We start from the raw sequence: 16,081 nt of genomic DNA, 5'->3' as shown, positions 1-16,081 counted from the left end.
GGCGGCCCGTGATCCGCGGCGGCTCGGGGTCGGCGCGCGACGAGCCGATCACCGGCGCGAGCAGCAGCCCGATGCCGAGCGTCAGGACCGGCGCGCCGTCGGCGAGGTAGCGGAGCTGGAGGCCGGCGAACGCGCCGAAGAAGCCGCGTGTGGTCGCCGTCAGCAGGTAGACGACGAGGAGGTAGGGGAGCACCACGGCGAAGGCCCACGCCCCGGCCGGGCGGGCGCGCAGCACCCAGGCCAGCAGCAGCGCCAGCACCACCCACGCCAGCGTGGCGAGCACGTCCGGGGTCGCCACGTCGGCGACCGGCGGGTTGGCCGAGCTCCACCGCCAGGGGCCGCCCAGGAGCACCGGGCCGAGCGAGCGGCGGAACATCGCGTCCGCCACGGTGCCGAACGGCACGGACGCCGCGGAGGCGAGCCCCTCGCTGTGGGTCAGGTAGACGACGGCGTACGCGCCCACGAGGGCGCCGAGGGCGCCGATGACGACGAGGTCCCGCCGAAGGGCGCCGAGCACGCCGGGGAGCACCCCGCGGCCCTCGGCAGCGCGGAACCAGATCAGCGCCAGGGCCAGGAGAGGGAGCAGGTAGAGCACGGGCATCACGTCGAAGCCGAGCCCGAAGGCGAGCGCCGCCGCCGCGGCCACCGCCCACCGCGGCCGCCCGGTGCGCACCCACCGGGCGTAGCAGGCGACGAGCGCGAAGAAGGAGGCCTGGACCGGCACCTGGTTGATGCTGCTGGCCCACCACATGAAGCTCGGGAAGGTGAGCGGGCTGAGCAGGTAGAACGCGAGCAGCCCCACGCTCAGCCAGCGCCGGCCGAAGAGCGTCGCGACCATCCACCAGCAGGCGAGGTCCGCGAGCAGCTGGAGCCCGAGCAGGAGCAGCGACGCCGCCGTCCAGTGGAAGCCGCTGCCGAGCGCGACCAGCCAGGTGGACAGGAACCCGGCCGGCATCAGGTGGCCGCCCCAGTCCGCCAGCAGCGCGTCGGAGAACGGGCTGGCGCCGTGCGCGCGGCTCAGCCACAGCAGGTCGTCGGCGAAGAACCAGCCGTTCAGCGAGGCCCAGCCGCGGAACGCGATCTGGAGCGCCACGAGCCCGATCGCGACGCTGGCGACGGCCCCGCCGCGGCCCGGGGGCGTGGGCTCGGCGGCGGACGGATCGGGCACGCCGGAACTATGACACGCAGGCTCGCCCACCGCGGAAACGAGCTGTGACGTAATGCACACGAAGTGAACGTTTGCTGCTACTGTCGATGTGATCTGAGGCCTTGGGAGGGGTTCAAGAAATGCGTGCAATCCTCGCGCGCCTGGCACTGGTGCTGGGCGTCTTCGCTCTGGCGGCGTCCGCTGTCGCCATCTTCTGGGGGCACGACGCCGCGCGTCGCATCCCCCTCAACACCGACTCGTACACCCGGCTGACCGGCACTGCGTCCGGGCTGCTGACGAAGTCCGAGGGCACCGTGCCCGTCACCTACATCACCCACACCCAGGTGGACCCGAACGCTTCCAACGGCGACGTGATCGCGATCCAGCAGACCAGCTGCGTCGCCACCACCACCGAGTACTGCATCGACGCCAAGGGCAACTTCGTGCTCGCGGCCACCGACGACGCGGTCGTGAACATCGGGCTCAACAAGTTCGCCCTCGACCGCAACGGCAGCCTGGCGGTCAAGGACCAGGCGAAGTGGATCAAGGACACCAGCGAGGTCAAGCCCTACGAGGGCGTCGTCATCAAGTTCCCGTTCGGCGTCGAGAAGAAGAGCTACCCCTACTGGGACGGCACGCTCGGCAAGGCCGTGACGGCGACGTACGCCGGCACCCGGACGATCGACGGCCTCGAGACCTACAAGTTCACCGTCGACATCCCCGCCACCGACGCGGAGATCGCCGAGGGCACCGAGGGCACCTACGCGGCGACGCAGACCATCTACGTCGACCCGACCACCGGGGCCTTCATCGACCAGTCCGGCACGCAGACGGTCGCGTTGCCCGACGGCACGAGCGTGCTCGACATCGACGTGACCTACACCGACGCCACCATCAAGGCCAACGTCGACCAGGCCAAGGACAACGGCCGGTCGCTGTGGCTGGTCGACGTCGTCGTCCGCTGGGGCGGCCTCGTCCTCGGCATCGCGCTGATCGCCCTGGCGGTCTTCCTGCTCCGCCGGCCGAAGGCCGACGCGACACCGGCGAAGCGCGAGCGGGTGCTCACGCACGCCTGAGCGTCTGTCCGACCTCAGCGCGGCAGGTCCGCGCCGAAGATGGCCGTGCCCGGGGTGATCTCGCCCCGGGCACGGCTCCATCCGCCCCAGACCCGCTCGTGGCCGTCCGGCCACTGCGGCTCGACGAGGTCGGTGATCCGGAAGCCCGCGGAGGCCAGCAGCGACACCCAGTCGCCGAGGGTGCGGTGGTGCTCGGCGTACGACGTCGCGCCGGACGCGACGTCCACCTCGACATAGGGCGTGCGGTCCCAGTAGGACTGGCTCGCCACCAGCCCGTCGGCGGTCGGGTCGTCGGGGAACATCCACCGCGTCGGGTGCGTGATCGAGAACGCGAACCGCCCGCCGGGGCGCAGCACCCGGGCCACCTCGGCGATCGCGTCGGCGATGTCCGCGACGAACTGCAGGGCGCCGAAGGAGCAGAACACGACGTCGAAGGAGCGGTCGGCGAAGGGGATCGCGGTCGCGGTCGCCCGCACGCTCGGCACCGCGACGCCGGTGGACTCGTCCAGGCGGCGCGAGTGCTGCAGCTGGCGGTGCGACAGATCGAGCCCGTACGACGTCGCGCCCCTGCTCCGCGTCCAGCGGGCGCACTGCCCGGCACCCGATCCGAGGTCCAGCACCGTCCTGCCCTCGAGCTCGCCGAGGATCCCCAGCTCCGCCTCGGTGACGCCCTCGGGCCCCCACACGAACCCGGCGTCGCCGAGGAACGGGCCGTGCGTGGCCTGGTACTCGTCGGCGTAGCGGTCCCAGTCGGGGCCGTTGGCCCGCCGCGACTCCGCCTCGCTCACGGCGCGCCGCTCGGCGAAGACGACCGGGCCCTGGGCCGGTCCCTCGGGCTCACTCACCCTTCAAGGCTAGGGCGTGCTCAGTCCATCGACCTCTTCGTGGTGTTCGCCGGCTTGGCGAGCTTGCCCTTGGTCAGGGGACTCCAGCCGCGGGCGACCTCCCAGCCGTCGCTCCTGCCGCCGTTGTCGGTGTCCCAGTCGAGCGGGTTCGTCCGGTAGGCGCGGAGCTCCTGGGCGTCGCCGAGGCCGTCGCGATCGGTGTCGGCCTTCACCGGGTTGGTCGGGAGCCACTTCGCGAAGCCGCCGCGCTTGAACCTCTTGCGGTTGGCCAGCCCCCTGACCTCGGTGCCGTCGGAGAGGCCGTCGTGGTCGGTGTCGGCGACCAGCGGGTCGGTCCTGACCGTCCACGTGACCCGCGTGGGCTTGGCCTTGGCGCGACGCCTGTCCGGCCCCTTGCCCTTGAGTCGCAGCTTGGAGTGGATCGTGAGGCCCTTCACCTCCTGGCCGTCGGTCAGGCCGTCGCCGTCGGTGTCGGCGTTGAGCGGATTGGTGCCGAGGGTCTTCTCCTGGCCGTCCGTGAGGCCGTCGCCGTCGCTGTCGCCGTTGGGATCGCTCGGGTCGGGCGCCGGCGCCTGGACGGTGGCCGTGACCGGCTCGGAGGGGCCGCTGGTGTTGCCGGCGTCGTCGGTGGCCGTGGCCGTGATGGTGTGGTCGCCGACCGAGAGGGCCTTGTCGTCCGGAACGGTGGTGGCCCAGGTGCCGGAGCTGCTCGCGGTCGTGGTGCCGAGCTCGGTGCCACCGTCGTAGATCGTGACGGTCGAGCCCGGCTCGGCGGTGCCGGTGATGGCGGGGGTGGTGTCGGTGCCGGCGGGGATCGGGTCGATCTCGGGGGCGTCGGGCGCCGTCGTGTCCGGCGTGCTGGTGTCGGTGATGCTCGCGACGACCGGATCGGAGACCTCGCTGGTGTTGCCGGAGGCGTCGGTCGCCGTCGCCGTCACCACGTGGTCTCCGGGGGAGAGCGCGCTGCCGTCCGGGACGGTGAAGGTCCAGTCGCCGCTGCCGTCGGCCGTGGTGGTGCCGAGCGTGACGCCGTCGATGATCACGGTGACGGTCGAGTCGGGCTCGGCGGTGCCGGCGATGGTCGGCGTGGTGTCGGTGGCGGGCGCGATCGGGTCGATCACCGGCGCCTCGGGGGCCGTCGTGTCGGCTTCCGGCGGAGCCGTCGGGTGGGACGAGGCGTCGTTCGGGTTCGTGGCCGGATCCGCCGAGACCTCGTCGCCGTCGGAGTAGCCGTCGTCGTCGGAGTCGCTGTCGCCGGGGTCGGTCGGCTCGTTGCCGAACGCGGGGTTCTGGGCGCCGGTGACCTCGTCGACGTTGCTGATGCCGTCGGCGTCGGCGTCCTCGGCCCCGTCGGCCACGCCGTCACCGTCGGTGTCCGGGTTGTAGGGGTCCAGGCCGAGTGCGCTCTCGACGTCGGTCGGGAGCCCGTCGCCGTCGGGGTCGGTGGTGCAGTCGATGCCGCCGGCGGGCACCGTGGCGTCCACGCTGAACGGGACCACGTCGGTGTCCAGGATCGTGAGGCCGCCGACGGCGCTGAGCAGCGAGATCTTGACGTGGAGGAGCGACGCCGAGGCCGAGGCCGTGGTCGTCGTCGTGGTCTCGCCGGTCTTCTGGCCGAGGGACAGCTCGACGTCGAGGAGCGCCGAGAGGCCGGGGATGTCGGTGATCTCCAGCGGGGAGCCGTCCGCCGGGATGGTCAGGGCCTGGCCGCCGGCCTCGACGGAGAGCAGGGGAGAGGTCCACTCGACCGTGCCCTGGCCGACGCCGTCGACGCCGGCGACGAGCCGGGGCTGCCGGTTGACCTCGACCTTGACCGCGCCGCCCAGGAACTCGACGGCGGCGACGTTGCTCGTCGTGGTCGCGGTGACGCCGCGGTCGTCGGCGGCCGTGGCGGCGTTCTCGGTCTGGGCGATCGTCTCCGAGACCGAGGCGGTGCCGGGCAGCGCGATCAGGGAGGGGAGGGTGAGCGCGCCGACCGTGCCGCCGACGACGGTGAGGTCCGCGGTGGACGCCGTGGAGGTCGCGGGCGTGAGCGAGGCGGGCGCGCAGGAGGCCGCGCTGTTCCAGCGGGCCTGCGCCGAGGTGTTGACCAGTCCGACGCTCACCAGCGGCGAGAGCTGGCCGATGGTGGTCCCCGAGCCGCTCGTGGGCGCGGCGTTGTCCGGCGGCGCGCCCTGGAGGGAGTAGAGCGGGTCGCCGCCCTGCTCGGCCACCGTGAGCGACAGGGCGCCGCCGAACGCCTTGGAGAGCACCGGCTCGCCGCCGGCGCTCAGGCCTCCGTCGCTGTCGACCTGCCCCTGGGCCTCGCCGACCTTGACGCCCACCAGGCTGCCGAGCGAGGGGATGCCCACGGCGTTGAGGCTGAGGATGTCGGCCCGAGCGGTCGCCGCGTACGCCGCGGTGGGCGGTGGCGTCGGGGTCGGCGTCACGGTGGTGGCCGCCTCCGCGAGGTCGGGCAGGACGATCGCGTAGAGGCCGAGGGTGCTGAGGCCCACGGCCGCGGCGAGGGAGGGACGGATGCGCATGGCGACTCCTGGCAAGGGGGCGCCGGGCATCCAGAGGGGTGCACCCGGCCGCTTGTTACCAAAACGAGTAGAATCCGTGGGAGTTACGTTGCAATTGTCCCGTGGTGCAGCCTCGGTTGGACTCCCGCGTGCGCGCCGACGTACGCTTGACTGTCCAGCTTTCCGTGCGGGCGTGTGTCCGTGCGGGAGCACCTCCATCAAACCCAAGGTTCCTTCTACTCCATGACGACTCTCTCTGCTCTTCCGGACTACGACGCCCCCCAGGTGGCGGTCAACGACATCGGGTCCGAAGAGGCCTTCCTCGCCGCGATCGACGAGACCATCAAGTACTTCAACGACGGTGACCTGGTCTCCGGGACCATCGTCAAGGTCGACCGGGACGAGGTCCTGCTCGACATCGGCTACAAGACCGAGGGCGTCATCCCCTCCCGCGAGCTCTCCATCAAGCACGACGTCGACCCCAACGAGGTCGTTTCCGTGGGCGACGAGGTCGAGGCCCTTGTCCTCCAGAAGGAGGACAAGGAGGGTCGCCTGATCCTGTCCAAGAAGCGCGCTCAGTACGAGCGGGCCTGGGGCACGATCGAGAAGGTCAAGGAGGAGGACGGCGTCGTCGAGGGCCAGGTGATCGAGGTCGTCAAGGGCGGCCTGATCGTCGACATCGGCCTGCGCGGCTTCCTGCCCGCGTCGCTGGTGGAGATGCGTCGCGTCCGCGACCTGCAGCCCTACGTCGGCCAGACGCTCGAGGCCAAGATCATCGAGCTCGACAAGAACCGCAACAACGTCGTCCTGTCGCGCCGCGCCTGGCTCGAGCAGACCCAGTCCGAGGTCCGTCACGGCTTCCTGACTCAGCTCCAGAAGGGCCAGATCCGCAAGGGCGTCGTCTCCTCGATCGTCAACTTCGGCGCCTTCGTGGACCTTGGCGGCGTCGACGGCCTCGTCCACGTCTCCGAGCTGTCGTGGAAGCACATCGACCACCCGTCCGAGGTCGTCGCCGTGGGCGACGAGGTCACCGTCGAGGTGCTCGACGTGGACATGGACCGCGAGCGTGTCTCCCTGTCGCTCAAGGCGACGCAGGAGGACCCGTGGCAGCACTTCGCCCGGACCCACCAGATCGGCCAGATCGTCCCGGGCAAGGTCACCAAGCTCGTCCCGTTCGGCGCGTTCGTTCGCGTCGAGGAGGGCATCGAGGGCCTGGTCCACATCTCCGAGCTCGCCGAGCGCCACGTGGAGATCCCGGAGCAGGTCGTCCAGGTCAACGACGACGCGATGGTCAAGATCATCGACATCGACCTCGAGCGTCGCCGGATCTCGCTGTCCCTCAAGCAGGCCAACGAGACCGCCACCGCCGCGGACATCGAGGAGTTCGACCCGACCCTCTACGGCATGGCCGCGACCTACGACGAGCAGGGCAACTACATCTACCCCGAGGGCTTCGACCCGGAGACGGGCGAGTGGCTCGAGGGCTTCGAGACCCAGAAGGCCGCCTGGGAGGAGCAGTACGCCCAGGCCCACGCCCGCTGGGAGGCTCACGTCAAGCAGCAGGCCGAGGCCAAGCAGGCCGAGGTCGAGGCCGGCGAGGGCACGTCCTACAGCAGCGAGAGCACGGAGACCTCCGGCTCGCTCGCCAGCGACGAGGCGCTCCAGGCGCTGCGCGAGAAGCTCACCGGAAACTGATCCTCCCGCTCGACGCGAAAGCCCCCGGCCAGGTGGTCGGGGGCTTTCGCGTCGTGGGACTCAGAACAGGCCCCACTGGGAGCTGTCGGGGCGGTGGGCGGCGGGCCTCTGCTGAGGTCGTGGACGGGTGAGGTGCCGCACGGTGGCCAGTGCGGCGTGCTGCGCTGCTGAGATCGGCTTCATGGCAGTAAGTCTCGTCTGCGCGACTTCCTGCCACCATTGGCAGGAATGCCATTGCTCAGCGAATTCCTGCCATCTAGGCTGAGCGGGTGCTCACCAACGTCGCGACCGTCATCTGGGACGGGCTGAACCCCTTCGAGTTCGGAGCCGCCTGCGAGGCCTTCGGGTTGGATCGCAGCAATGACGGTCACGAGAACATCCCGGTCCCGGCCTTCGCGGTCTGCTCGCCGACACCCGGCGCTGTCCGCACCTCGATGGGCTTCAGCATCGAGGCGCCGCACGATCTGGGCCGCGTCGCCGAGGCCGACCTCATCGTGATCCCGGCAATGGGGCACACGACGCCGGAGACGCTGCCCGACGGCGTCGCCGAGGTGCTCTGGGCCGGCTACGACCGTGGGGCCCGGTTGTTGACGCTGTGCTCGGGTGCCTTTGCCCTCGGCGCCGCAGGGCTGCTGGACGGCCATGAGTGCACGACGCACTGGATGTACACCGACAAGCTGCAGCGGCTCCACCCGGAGGCCAAGGTGATCCCGGAGGTGCTCTACGTCGATGCCGGCCAGATCGTGACCAGTGCGGGCACGGCCGCCGGCCTGGACGCCAGCCTCCACATCTGGCGGCAGGAGTACGGCGCGGCCGTGGCCGCCCAGATCGCGCGCCGGATGGTGGTGCCGCCGTTGCGCGACGGGGGACAGGCCCAGTTCATCGACCGGGCCGTCGTCGAGCCGGACACCGAGACCTTCGGCTCGCTGCTGGAGTGGATCGTCGAGAACCTCCACGAGGAGCTCGACGTGCCGACCCTGGCGCGCCGCTCGCTGATGTCCCCGCGCACCTTCGCGCGCCGCTTCCGCGCCGAGACCGGCGCCACGCCCCACGCCTGGATCACCGGCCAGCGGGTGCTGCGCGCCGAGCAGCTGCTCGAGCGCTCGGACCGCTCGGTGGAGTGGATCGCCGCCGAGACCGGCTTCGGCAACGCGGCCACCCTGCGGCACCACTTCACCCGCGTGCGGGGCCTGTCCCCGCAGGCATACCGGAAGCGGTTCGCCTGCTGAGGGCGTGGTGCGCGGTGACGTCCTGCTGAATCGAGAGGCCGCCGCGCACCAGGTCCGCGTAGCGCCCGCCCGCGAGCAGGAGCTGCTCGTGGGTGCCCAGCTCGACGACCCGGCCGTGGTCGAGGACGGCGATCTGGTCGGCCTCGCGGACGGTGGAGAGGCGGTGGGCGATGGTGATGGTGGTGCGCCCGCGGGAGAGCTCGTCGAGAGCCGCCTGCACCTCGCGCTCGGTGGTGTTGTCCAGCGCGCTGGTCGCCTCGTCGAGCACGAGCACCTGCGGGTCGCGCAGGATCGTCCGGGCGATCGCCAGGCGCTGTTGCTCGCCGCCGGAGAACCGGTGGCCGCGTGAGCCGACCATCGTGTCGTAGCCCTCGGGCAGCGACTCGATCAGCGTGTGGATCTGCGCGGCGCGCGCGGCGGACTCGATCTGCTCGTCGGTCGCGTCGGGACGGGCGTGGCGGAGGTTCTCCCGGACGGTGGCGTGGAGCAGGTAGGTCTCCTGGGTGACCACGCCGACGAGCTCGGCCAGGTCGGCCAGGCGCAGGTCGCGCAGGTCGACGCCGTCGATGCTCACACCTCCGGTGTCCGGGTCGTGCAGGCGCGCGACCATGCCGGCGAGCGTCGTCTTGCCCGACCCGGTCGCGCCGACCAGGGCGAGGGACGATCCGGCCGGCACGTCGAGGGTGATGTCGTGCAGGACGGGATGCGTGCCGTCGTACGCGAAGCTGACGTGGTCGAGGCGCACCTCGCCTCGCGGCACGCCGATCGTGACGGGCTCGGCCGGGTCGTCGATCTCGACGGGCAGGTCGAGGTACTCGAAGATCCGGCTGAACAGGGCCAGCGACGCGGTCACGTCGACGCCGACGTTGAGCAGGCCCATGAGCGGCCGGAAGAGCGTGCCCTGGAGCGAGATGAAGGCGACCAGGGTGCCGATCGTGACGCCCTCGCGGGTCACCGGCAGGCCGGCCGCGAGGTAGAGGACGGCCGGGATGATCGCGAAGATCACCTGCATGAAGGCCATCCGCCAGCGGCCGGCGAGCTGGCTGCGGATCTCGAGGTCGACCAGCTCGTGGGAGGTGTCCTCGAAGCGGCGGCTCAGGGTGGGGGAGGCGCCCAGCGTCTTGGCGAGCAGGATGCCGCTGACCGACAGCCCCTCCTCGACCTGGACGTGGAGGTCGGCGAGCTTGCGCTGCCGGGCGTTGGTGAGGCGGTAGCGGGTGCGGGCCACCTGGCGCGTCGTGATCACCGCGGGAGGCAGCACGACCAGCGAGAGCAGGGCCAGGCGCCAGTCCATGGCGACCATGGCCACGATCGTGCCGATCACGACGGTGACGTTGGCCGCGATGGCGGTCGCGGTGCTCGTGACGACCGACTGCATGGAGCCGATGTCGTTGACGATCCGGGACTGGATCTCGCCGCCGCGGGTCCGGGTGAAGAAGTCGACGCTCTGGCGCTGCAGGTGCGCGAACAGGTCGCTGCGCAGGCGGTGCATGACCCGCTGGCCGATGCCGGTGGAGATGAGGGTCTGGAGTACGCCGAGGCCGGCCGTCGCGACGGCGACGCCGACCATGCCGAGCACGCACCAGACCAGCAGGCTCACGTCCTGGCCGGGGAGCGCGACGTCGATGACGTGCCGGACGAGGAAGGGCTGGGCGAGGCCGATCGCCGAGCTCAGGGTGATGAGCGCGACGACCAGGGCGAGCGCCCTGCGGTGGGCGCGGAAGAGGCCGCCGATGCGGCGCAGCTGGATCGGATGCTCGTCGAGCTGCGCGCGGTCGGCGCGGGTGCTGCTGGGGTCGCGGGTCGTCGGGGGACGGCCGGGGGGACCCGCGGATCCCAGGGGCCCGAGAGCGCTGATCTCACTCATGCGCACCACCTTCAATTGCTGAGGTTAACTCACTATGAGGCTAACACGCGATCGGTTAGGATCATTCCCGTGAACGGCCGCGAGGAGAGCACCGCCGACCTGCTCGGTGCCGCCGCCCGGGCGCTGCGGCACCGCTACCTCGCCCTGATGGCCCCCTACGAACTGACCCCGGGCAAGGCGCGCGCCCTCCGGGCCATCGTGCAGGCTCCCGGCCTGCGGCTCTCCGCCGTCGCGGACCAGCTCGGCATCGTGCCCCGGTCGGCCACCGAGGTGGTGGACGCGCTCGAGGCCCGCGGCCTCGTACGCCGTGCGCCCGATGCCGACGACCGGCGGGCCGTGGTCGTCGCTCCCACCGAGGAGGGCATCGCCCTGCACGAGCAGCTCAACGCGGCTCGCGTCGCGGAGGCCGACGCGTACCTCTCGGTGCTCGCCGAGCCCGATCGTGCCGAGCTCGGCCGGCTCCTCGCCCGCCTGCTCGCCGCGAACCGCCCGGGCTGATCCTGCCCCAACCCCGCACATGCACGATTCCGTCCGGCGTGTCGGGGGACCTCGCGGGGTGTCGTCGCGCACATGCATGATCCTGGACCCGCGCACTGCCCGGTAGCCTGTGGCCCGTGCGGGTGGGGCTGACGGGTGGGATCGCGTCGGGGAAGTCCACGGTGTCGCGGATCCTCGCGGAGCTGGGTGCGGTGATCGTCGACTCCGACCTCATCGCGCGGGAGGTGGTCGCGCCGGGCACTCCCGGACTGGAGCAGGTCGTCGCGGCGTTCGGTCCCGAGGTGCTCACCGCCTCCGGCGAGATGGACCGGGCGGCCGTCGGGGCGATCGTCTTCGCCGATCCCGCGAAGCGGCAGATCCTCGAGGGGATCGTCTGGCCGCTCGTCGCCGAGCGCTCGCGCGAGCTTGTCGAGGCCGCGCCCGCAGGGGCGCTGGTCGTCCACGACATCCCGCTCCTCGTCGAGACCGGCCAGCAGGGCAGCTTCGACGCGGTGATCGTCGTCGACGTCCCCACGGAGGTCCAGGTCGAGCGGATGGTGCGCGACCGCGGCATGTCCCGCGAGGACGCCGAGGCCCGGATCGCCGCGCAGCTCCCGCGCGAGCAGCGGCTCGCCGCGGCGACGTACGTCGTGGAGAACACCGAAACCGTCGAAGACCTCCGCGATCGTGTCACGGAGGTCTTCGAGGAGCTGGGGGCCTAGGCCGCGATCTCGGGGTCGCCCAGGCGGCGGAGCTTCTGCAGGGCCTCCCGCTCGAGCTGCCGGACGCGCTCGGCGCTGATGCCGTGCTTGGCGCCGATGTCGGCGAGCTTGTGCTGCCGGCCGTCGGTGAGGCCGTAGCGGGAGCGGATGATGTCGGCCGCACGCTCGTCGAGCTGGTTGACCAGCTCCTCGAGCAGGTGCTTCGACTCGCCGTCGAGCACCTCGGAGTCGGGGCCGGGAGCGGACTCGAGGGCCATCAGGTCGCCCAGGGAGGTGTCGCCGTCGTCGTCGACGGGCGCGTCGAGGCTGATGTGCTCGCGGCCCCACGACATCAGGTCGATCACGCGGTCGAGGTCGAAGCCGAGCTCCAGGGCGATCTCCTCGGCCTCCGGCTCGCGGCCTAGCTTGCGCTCGAGCGCGCGGCGGGCGCCGCCGATCTGGTTGAGCTCCTCGACGACGTGGACGGGGAGGCGCACGACGCGGGCCTGCTGCGCGATGCCGCGGGTGATGGCCTGGCGGACCCACCACGTGGCGTAGGTGGAGAACTTGTAGCCCTTGGTGTAGTCGAACTTCTCGACCGCGCGAATGAGACCGGTGTTGCCCTCCTGGATCAGGTCGAGCATCGGCATCTGGGCCCGGCCGTACTTCCGTGCGATGGAGACGACGAGCCGGAGGTTGGCGTTGATGAACTGCTGGACCGCGCGCTCACCCTCCTCGACCAGCCACTCGAGCTCCGCGCGGGTCGCCCGGCCGGGGGCCTTGGCGCCGACCTTGCCCTGGGCGAGCAGGCTCTGGGCCATCAGCCCGGCCTCGATCGCCTTGGAGAGCTCGACCTCCTTGGCGGCGTCGAGGAGATCGGTGCGCGAGATCTCGTCGAGGTACAGGCCGACGCTGTCGCGGCCTTCGATCTCTCGGGTGGCGGTGCGTGTTGCCATGGGACCCTCCTTCAACCGGCAGGCTCAGGCCTGCACTCGACTCAACGTGCGTAGTAGCCGGTGGATTCCCCGGCTATGCATGTCATCTCTCGCAAGTTCAGACGTCTCAGCGCGCGCGGAGGTTTCCGGATCTCCCAATCTCAGGCAATATTCAGCAGCGCCCTCGTAGCGCTCCCCTCAGCGCTCCGGTCCCGCTCCCAGCCGGTCGAGGATCCAGGCGAGGGAGAACGCGCGGTCGTGCCAGCCCTTGTAGCGGCCCGAGACGCCGCCGTGGCCGGCCGCCATCTCGGTGCGCAGCAGCACGTCGGCACCGGCGACGGCACGCAGGCGCGCGACCCACTTCGCCGGCTCGACGTAGAGCACCCGGGTGTCGTTGAGGCTGGTCTCGGCGAGGATCGGGGGATAGGCCCGGTCGGAGACGTTGTCATAGGGCGCGTACGACGCCAGATAGTCGTACACCTCCGGGTCGGCCTCGGGATTGCCCCACTCGTCGTACTCGACGACGGTCAGAGGGAGGGTGGCGTCGAGCATCGTCGTCAGGTTGTCGACGAACGGCACGCTCGCGACGATGCCGCCGAGGAGTCCCTCGGGGGCGAGGTTGGCGACGGCGCCCATGAGAAGGCCGCCCGCGCTGCCGCCCTCGGCCACGATCGCGCCGGGCGTCGTCCAGCCGGAGGCGACGAGGTGCTCGGCGGCCGCGATGAAGTCGGTGAACGTGTTCCGCTTGTGGAGCAGCTTCCCGTCGTCGTACCAGCGGCGGCCGAGCTCGCCGCCGCCGCGGACGTGGGCGATCGCGAAGGCCGCCCCGCGGTCGAGGACCGAGAGCCGCGCGACGGACATGCCCGGGTCGATCGAGTGCTCGTAGGAGCCGTAGGCGTAGAGGTGGACCGGCACCGGGCCCGCCGCACGGGCGTCCCGGCGTACGACGATGGAGATCGGCACCCGCTCGCCGTCGGGCGCGGTCGCCCAGAGCCGGTGCTCCTCGTAGTCGTCCGCGTCGTAACCGCCCAGCACGGGCTGCTGCTTGCGCAGCGTCAGCGAGCGGGTGGCGACGTCGTAGTCGTAGACCGAGCTCGGCCGGCGCATCGTGGTGTAGCCGAGCCGCACCGTGGGCTGGTGGAAGTCGGGGTTGCCGCCGGCGCCGATCGTGTAGAGCTCGTCGTCGAACTTCACGAGGTAGTCGTCGGTGACGGCCTCGGCGTCGCCCTCGCCGCCGAGGTCGAGGATGCGCAGCTGGGTGAGCCCGCCGCTGCGCTGGTGCACGACGAGGTGGGTCGCGAAGGCGTCCACCCCCTCGAGGCGTACGGCGGGGTCGTGGGCGATCAGCGGCCGCCACTGCTCCCGCGGCGTCGGCGCGAGGGGCGCGACCGCGATCTCGAAGTCGGGGCCGTTGCCGTTGTGGTGGACGAGGAAGACGTCCTCGCCGCCGAGCACGGCGTGCTCGAGGCCGTACTCGACGCCCTCCTCACGGGCGGCGAAGACCTGCCAGCCGGCGCCCGGGGTGCCCGGGGCGGCGTCGAGGTCGAGATAGCGCACCTCGGTGGTGATCTTGGCCCCGGACTCGATCAGGAGGAAGCGGTCGGTCCGGCTGCGGCCGAGACCGGTCCAGAACCGCTCGTCGGGCTCGTGGAAGACCAGCTCGTCCTCGGCCTGGTCGGTGCCGAGCGTGTGCCGCCAGATCTTGTCCGGGCGCCACGACTCGTCGACCGTCGAGTAGTAGAACGCGTCGCCGCCGCGGTCCCACGTGGCTCCGCCCATGGCGCCGGTGATGACGTCGGGCAGCTCCCCGCCGGTGGCGAGGTCCTTGACCCGGATCGTGTAGCGCTCGTCGCCGACGACGTCGGTGGCCCAGGCCAGCAGGGTGGTCGTGGGGGAGACGGCCGAGCCGCCCAGGCTGAAGAAGTCGTGTCCCTCGGCGAGCGCGTCGAGGTCGAGCAGCACCTCCTCCCCGGGCAGCGCCGGCTGGTCGGGCGCGACGTCCGTGGCGGGCGTCGGCGGGGTCCAGTCGGCGGGGTCCGCGACCGGGACACGGCAGCTGGCGCCGTACTCCCTGCCGGCGAAGCTGCGGCCGTAGTACCAGTAGCCACGGCGGCGGACCGGCAGGGAGAGGTCGGTCTCGAGGGTGCGGGCCTTGATCTCGTCGAAGATGTCCTGGCGCAGCCCCGCGAGGTGCTCGGTGCGCGCCTCGGTCCAGGCGTTGTTGGCCTCGAGGAAGGCGATGACCTCCGGGCTCTCCTTGTCGCGGAGCCACTCGTAGTCGTCCACGCGGACGCGGCCGTGATGCTCCGTGGTCTGCGGGCGTGCGGGCGCGAGAGGGGCAACGGGTGCGGCGTCGGGCATGCGGGTGACCCTATCCTCGGGGCTGTGACCGACGGCCCCGACCAGCACGCCGAGCCCGGGATCGTGGACCTCAACGCCGACCTGGGCGAGGAGGTCACCGACGACGAGGCGCTGCTGGGGTTCGTGACGTCGGCCAACGTGGCCTGCGGCTACCACGCCGGATCGGCGCCGATCATGCGGCGCGTGTGCGCCCTGGCCGCCGGGTGGGGTGTGTCGATCGGCGCCCAGGTGTCCTACGCCGACCGCGAGCGCTTCGGCCGCGTCGAGCTCGAGGTCGCCTCGTCGGTGCTGACCGAGCAGGTCGCCGACCAGGTCGGCACGCTCGCCTCGATCGCGGCGTCCGAGGGCGTGGAGGTGCGCTATCTCAAGCCGCACGGAGCGCTCTACCACCGCGTCCGCCGGGACCCCGAGCAGGCCTCCGCCGTGCTCGCGGGCTCGGGCGCGCTGCCGGTGCTGGGGATGCCGGGATCGCTGCTCTCCCTCGCCGCGGCCGCCGGGCGGGAGACGATCCTCGAGGGCTTCCCCGATCGCGCGTACGACGGCGACTCGCTGCGCCCGCGCGACCGGCCGGGAGCGCTGGTGACCGACGAGAGCGAGATCGTCGCCAACGCCCTCGCGCTCGCGCCCGTGGTCCGCTCGCTGTGCGTCCACGGCGACTCGCCGGGCGCCGTCGCCCACGCCCGCGAGGTCCGGTGGGCGCTCGAGAGCGCCGGCTGGGAGCTCCGCGGGCTCTGAGCGGTGGGGCGATGTCCACAACCGCATGCACAGGTCTAGACCGGGTGTGGTGCATAACGGCCCGAAGCTGTGGAGTTCGGGCCGCCGTCGGTGGAGGGGCATGTGGAACCGAGGGAATGTCGCGCGGGCCCTTGTCCGACCCTCCTCGGTGGGCGTAGAAAATACCCATCGAGAAGCCGAGCGGCGGACGGGAGACCGGAAGCCGGGAAGCGGATCGATTCGCAGAAGTAGGCGGACCCTTGGGTCAGAGCCGCGGAAGCGATGGAGGGCCCGCTGATGCTCATACCATCGGCGGGCCCTCTTCCTTTGCCATGGAATCAATCGCCCTCGCGAGGATCAAGTCGCCACGCGCAACGTGTGTGTGAACAAATCCCCGGCCCGCGCCGTGCGCGACACTGTCGGCGTGGACGTGACCGTCGTCGGGCTGAGTGCCGTGCGGGTCGAGGTCGGGTCGGCGCTCGCCGCCGCCGAGCTCGCCGCCGAGGCCCGCGCCGCGGGCGTGGCCGCAG

General features: G+C 71.6%; 13 protein-coding genes. 6 read left to right on the top strand and 7 right to left on the bottom strand.

The features are described 5' to 3' along the window. Positions 1-1,168, bottom strand: a 1,168-nt coding sequence (locus tag QM572_RS05500; protein ID WP_415090882.1) for a hypothetical protein, incomplete at its 3' end; no start/stop codon positions are given. A 119-nt stretch (positions 1,169-1,287) separates the two neighbouring features. Between QM572_RS05500 and QM572_RS05495 the strand changes: the two genes are divergently transcribed. Continuing rightward, positions 1,288-2,223: a DUF3068 domain-containing protein gene (locus QM572_RS05495; RefSeq protein WP_415090880.1), complete on the top strand. Its 936-nt coding sequence runs from the start codon at positions 1,288-1,290 to the stop codon at positions 2,221-2,223. Positions 2,224-2,237: 14 nt separating this feature from the next. On the opposite strand, the gene QM572_RS05490 is transcribed toward QM572_RS05495, so the two are convergent. Together QM572_RS05490 and QM572_RS05485 are read right to left on the bottom strand one after the other, a co-directional pair. Then, positions 2,238-3,068, bottom strand: coding sequence for a class I SAM-dependent methyltransferase (locus tag QM572_RS05490; RefSeq protein WP_415090879.1), 831 nt, complete (start codon positions 3,066-3,068; stop codon positions 2,238-2,240). 20 nt (positions 3,069-3,088) lie between these two features. Then, positions 3,089-5,593, bottom strand: coding sequence for an Ig-like domain-containing protein (locus QM572_RS05485; protein WP_415090877.1), 2,505 nt, complete (start codon positions 5,591-5,593; stop codon positions 3,089-3,091). Between the two features lie 222 nt (positions 5,594-5,815). Here QM572_RS05485 and rpsA point away from each other — a divergent pair, with 222 nt between their 5' ends. Beyond that, positions 5,816-7,267 carry a 30S ribosomal protein S1 gene (gene rpsA, locus QM572_RS05480; RefSeq protein WP_415090875.1) on the top strand — a complete coding sequence of 484 codons (1,452 nt, stop codon included), beginning with the start codon at positions 5,816-5,818 and terminating at the stop codon, positions 7,265-7,267. A gap of 60 nt (positions 7,268-7,327) precedes the next feature. Here rpsA and QM572_RS05475 read toward each other — a convergent pair whose 3' ends face one another. Then, positions 7,328-7,450 carry a hypothetical protein gene (locus QM572_RS05475; RefSeq protein WP_415090873.1) on the bottom strand — a complete coding sequence of 41 codons (123 nt, stop codon included), beginning with the start codon at positions 7,448-7,450 and terminating at the stop codon, positions 7,328-7,330. An 86-nt stretch (positions 7,451-7,536) separates the two neighbouring features. Here QM572_RS05475 and QM572_RS05470 point away from each other — a divergent pair, with 86 nt between their 5' ends. Beyond that, on the top strand, positions 7,537-8,496 hold the full coding sequence (locus QM572_RS05470; protein ID WP_415090871.1) for a helix-turn-helix domain-containing protein: 960 nt from the start codon (positions 7,537-7,539) through the stop codon (positions 8,494-8,496). On the opposite strand, the gene QM572_RS05465 is transcribed toward QM572_RS05470, so the two are convergent. Next, positions 8,441-10,363: an ABC transporter ATP-binding protein gene (locus QM572_RS05465; RefSeq protein ID WP_415090869.1), complete on the bottom strand. Its 1,923-nt coding sequence runs from the start codon at positions 10,361-10,363 to the stop codon at positions 8,441-8,443. The two genes, QM572_RS05470 and QM572_RS05465, sit on opposite strands and share 56 nt — an antisense overlap. A gap of 69 nt (positions 10,364-10,432) precedes the next feature. On the opposite strand from QM572_RS05465, the gene QM572_RS05460 reads away from it, so the two are divergent. Next, positions 10,433-10,861 carry a MarR family winged helix-turn-helix transcriptional regulator gene (locus tag QM572_RS05460; protein WP_415090867.1) on the top strand — a complete coding sequence of 143 codons (429 nt, stop codon included), beginning with the start codon at positions 10,433-10,435 and terminating at the stop codon, positions 10,859-10,861. Positions 10,862-10,977: 116 nt separating this feature from the next. After that, positions 10,978-11,562 (top strand): dephospho-CoA kinase, encoded by a 585-nt coding sequence (coaE, locus tag QM572_RS05455; RefSeq protein ID WP_415090865.1) that lies wholly within the window; start codon positions 10,978-10,980, stop codon positions 11,560-11,562. Here coaE and QM572_RS05450 read toward each other — a convergent pair. Next, positions 11,559-12,497: an RNA polymerase sigma factor RpoD/SigA gene (locus tag QM572_RS05450; protein ID WP_415090863.1), complete on the bottom strand. Its 939-nt coding sequence runs from the start codon at positions 12,495-12,497 to the stop codon at positions 11,559-11,561. The two genes, coaE and QM572_RS05450, sit on opposite strands and share 4 nt — an antisense overlap. A 177-nt stretch (positions 12,498-12,674) precedes the next feature. Then, positions 12,675-14,837 carry a S9 family peptidase gene (locus tag QM572_RS05445; RefSeq protein WP_415090861.1) on the bottom strand — a complete coding sequence of 721 codons (2,163 nt, stop codon included), beginning with the start codon at positions 14,835-14,837 and terminating at the stop codon, positions 12,675-12,677. Between the two features lie 24 nt (positions 14,838-14,861). Between QM572_RS05445 and QM572_RS05440 the strand changes: the two genes are divergently transcribed. Continuing rightward, positions 14,862-15,572 (top strand): 5-oxoprolinase subunit PxpA, encoded by a 711-nt coding sequence (locus tag QM572_RS05440; RefSeq protein WP_415090859.1) that lies wholly within the window; start codon positions 14,862-14,864, stop codon positions 15,570-15,572. Positions 15,573-16,081: the final 509 nt, after the last annotated feature.

The sequence above is a fragment of the Nocardioides sp. genome, assembly GCF_047607365.1.
In the GTDB taxonomy this organism is placed as follows: Bacteria; Actinomycetota; Actinomycetes; order Propionibacteriales; family Nocardioidaceae; genus Nocardioides.
This window is presented reverse-complemented; position numbering and strand designations above follow the sequence as displayed.

Excerpts from the sequence above, each read along its gene's own strand:
- QM572_RS05450 (WP_415090863.1), bottom strand. The coding sequence starts at position 12,497 with ATGGCAACACGCACCGCCACCCGAGAGATCGAAGGCCGCGACAGCGTC.
- QM572_RS05495 (WP_415090880.1), top strand. The coding sequence starts at position 1,288 with ATGCGTGCAATCCTCGCGCGCCTGGCACTGGTGCTGGGCGTCTTCGCT.
- QM572_RS05475 (WP_415090873.1), bottom strand. The coding sequence starts at position 7,450 with ATGAAGCCGATCTCAGCAGCGCAGCACGCCGCACTGGCCACCGTGCGG.
- rpsA (WP_415090875.1), top strand. The coding sequence starts at position 5,816 with ATGACGACTCTCTCTGCTCTTCCGGACTACGACGCCCCCCAGGTGGCG.
- QM572_RS05445 (WP_415090861.1), bottom strand. The coding sequence starts at position 14,837 with ATGCCCGACGCCGCACCCGTTGCCCCTCTCGCGCCCGCACGCCCGCAG.
- QM572_RS05485 (WP_415090877.1), bottom strand. The coding sequence starts at position 5,593 with ATGCGCATCCGTCCCTCCCTCGCCGCGGCCGTGGGCCTCAGCACCCTC.
- QM572_RS05465 (WP_415090869.1), bottom strand. The coding sequence starts at position 10,363 with ATGAGTGAGATCAGCGCTCTCGGGCCCCTGGGATCCGCGGGTCCCCCC.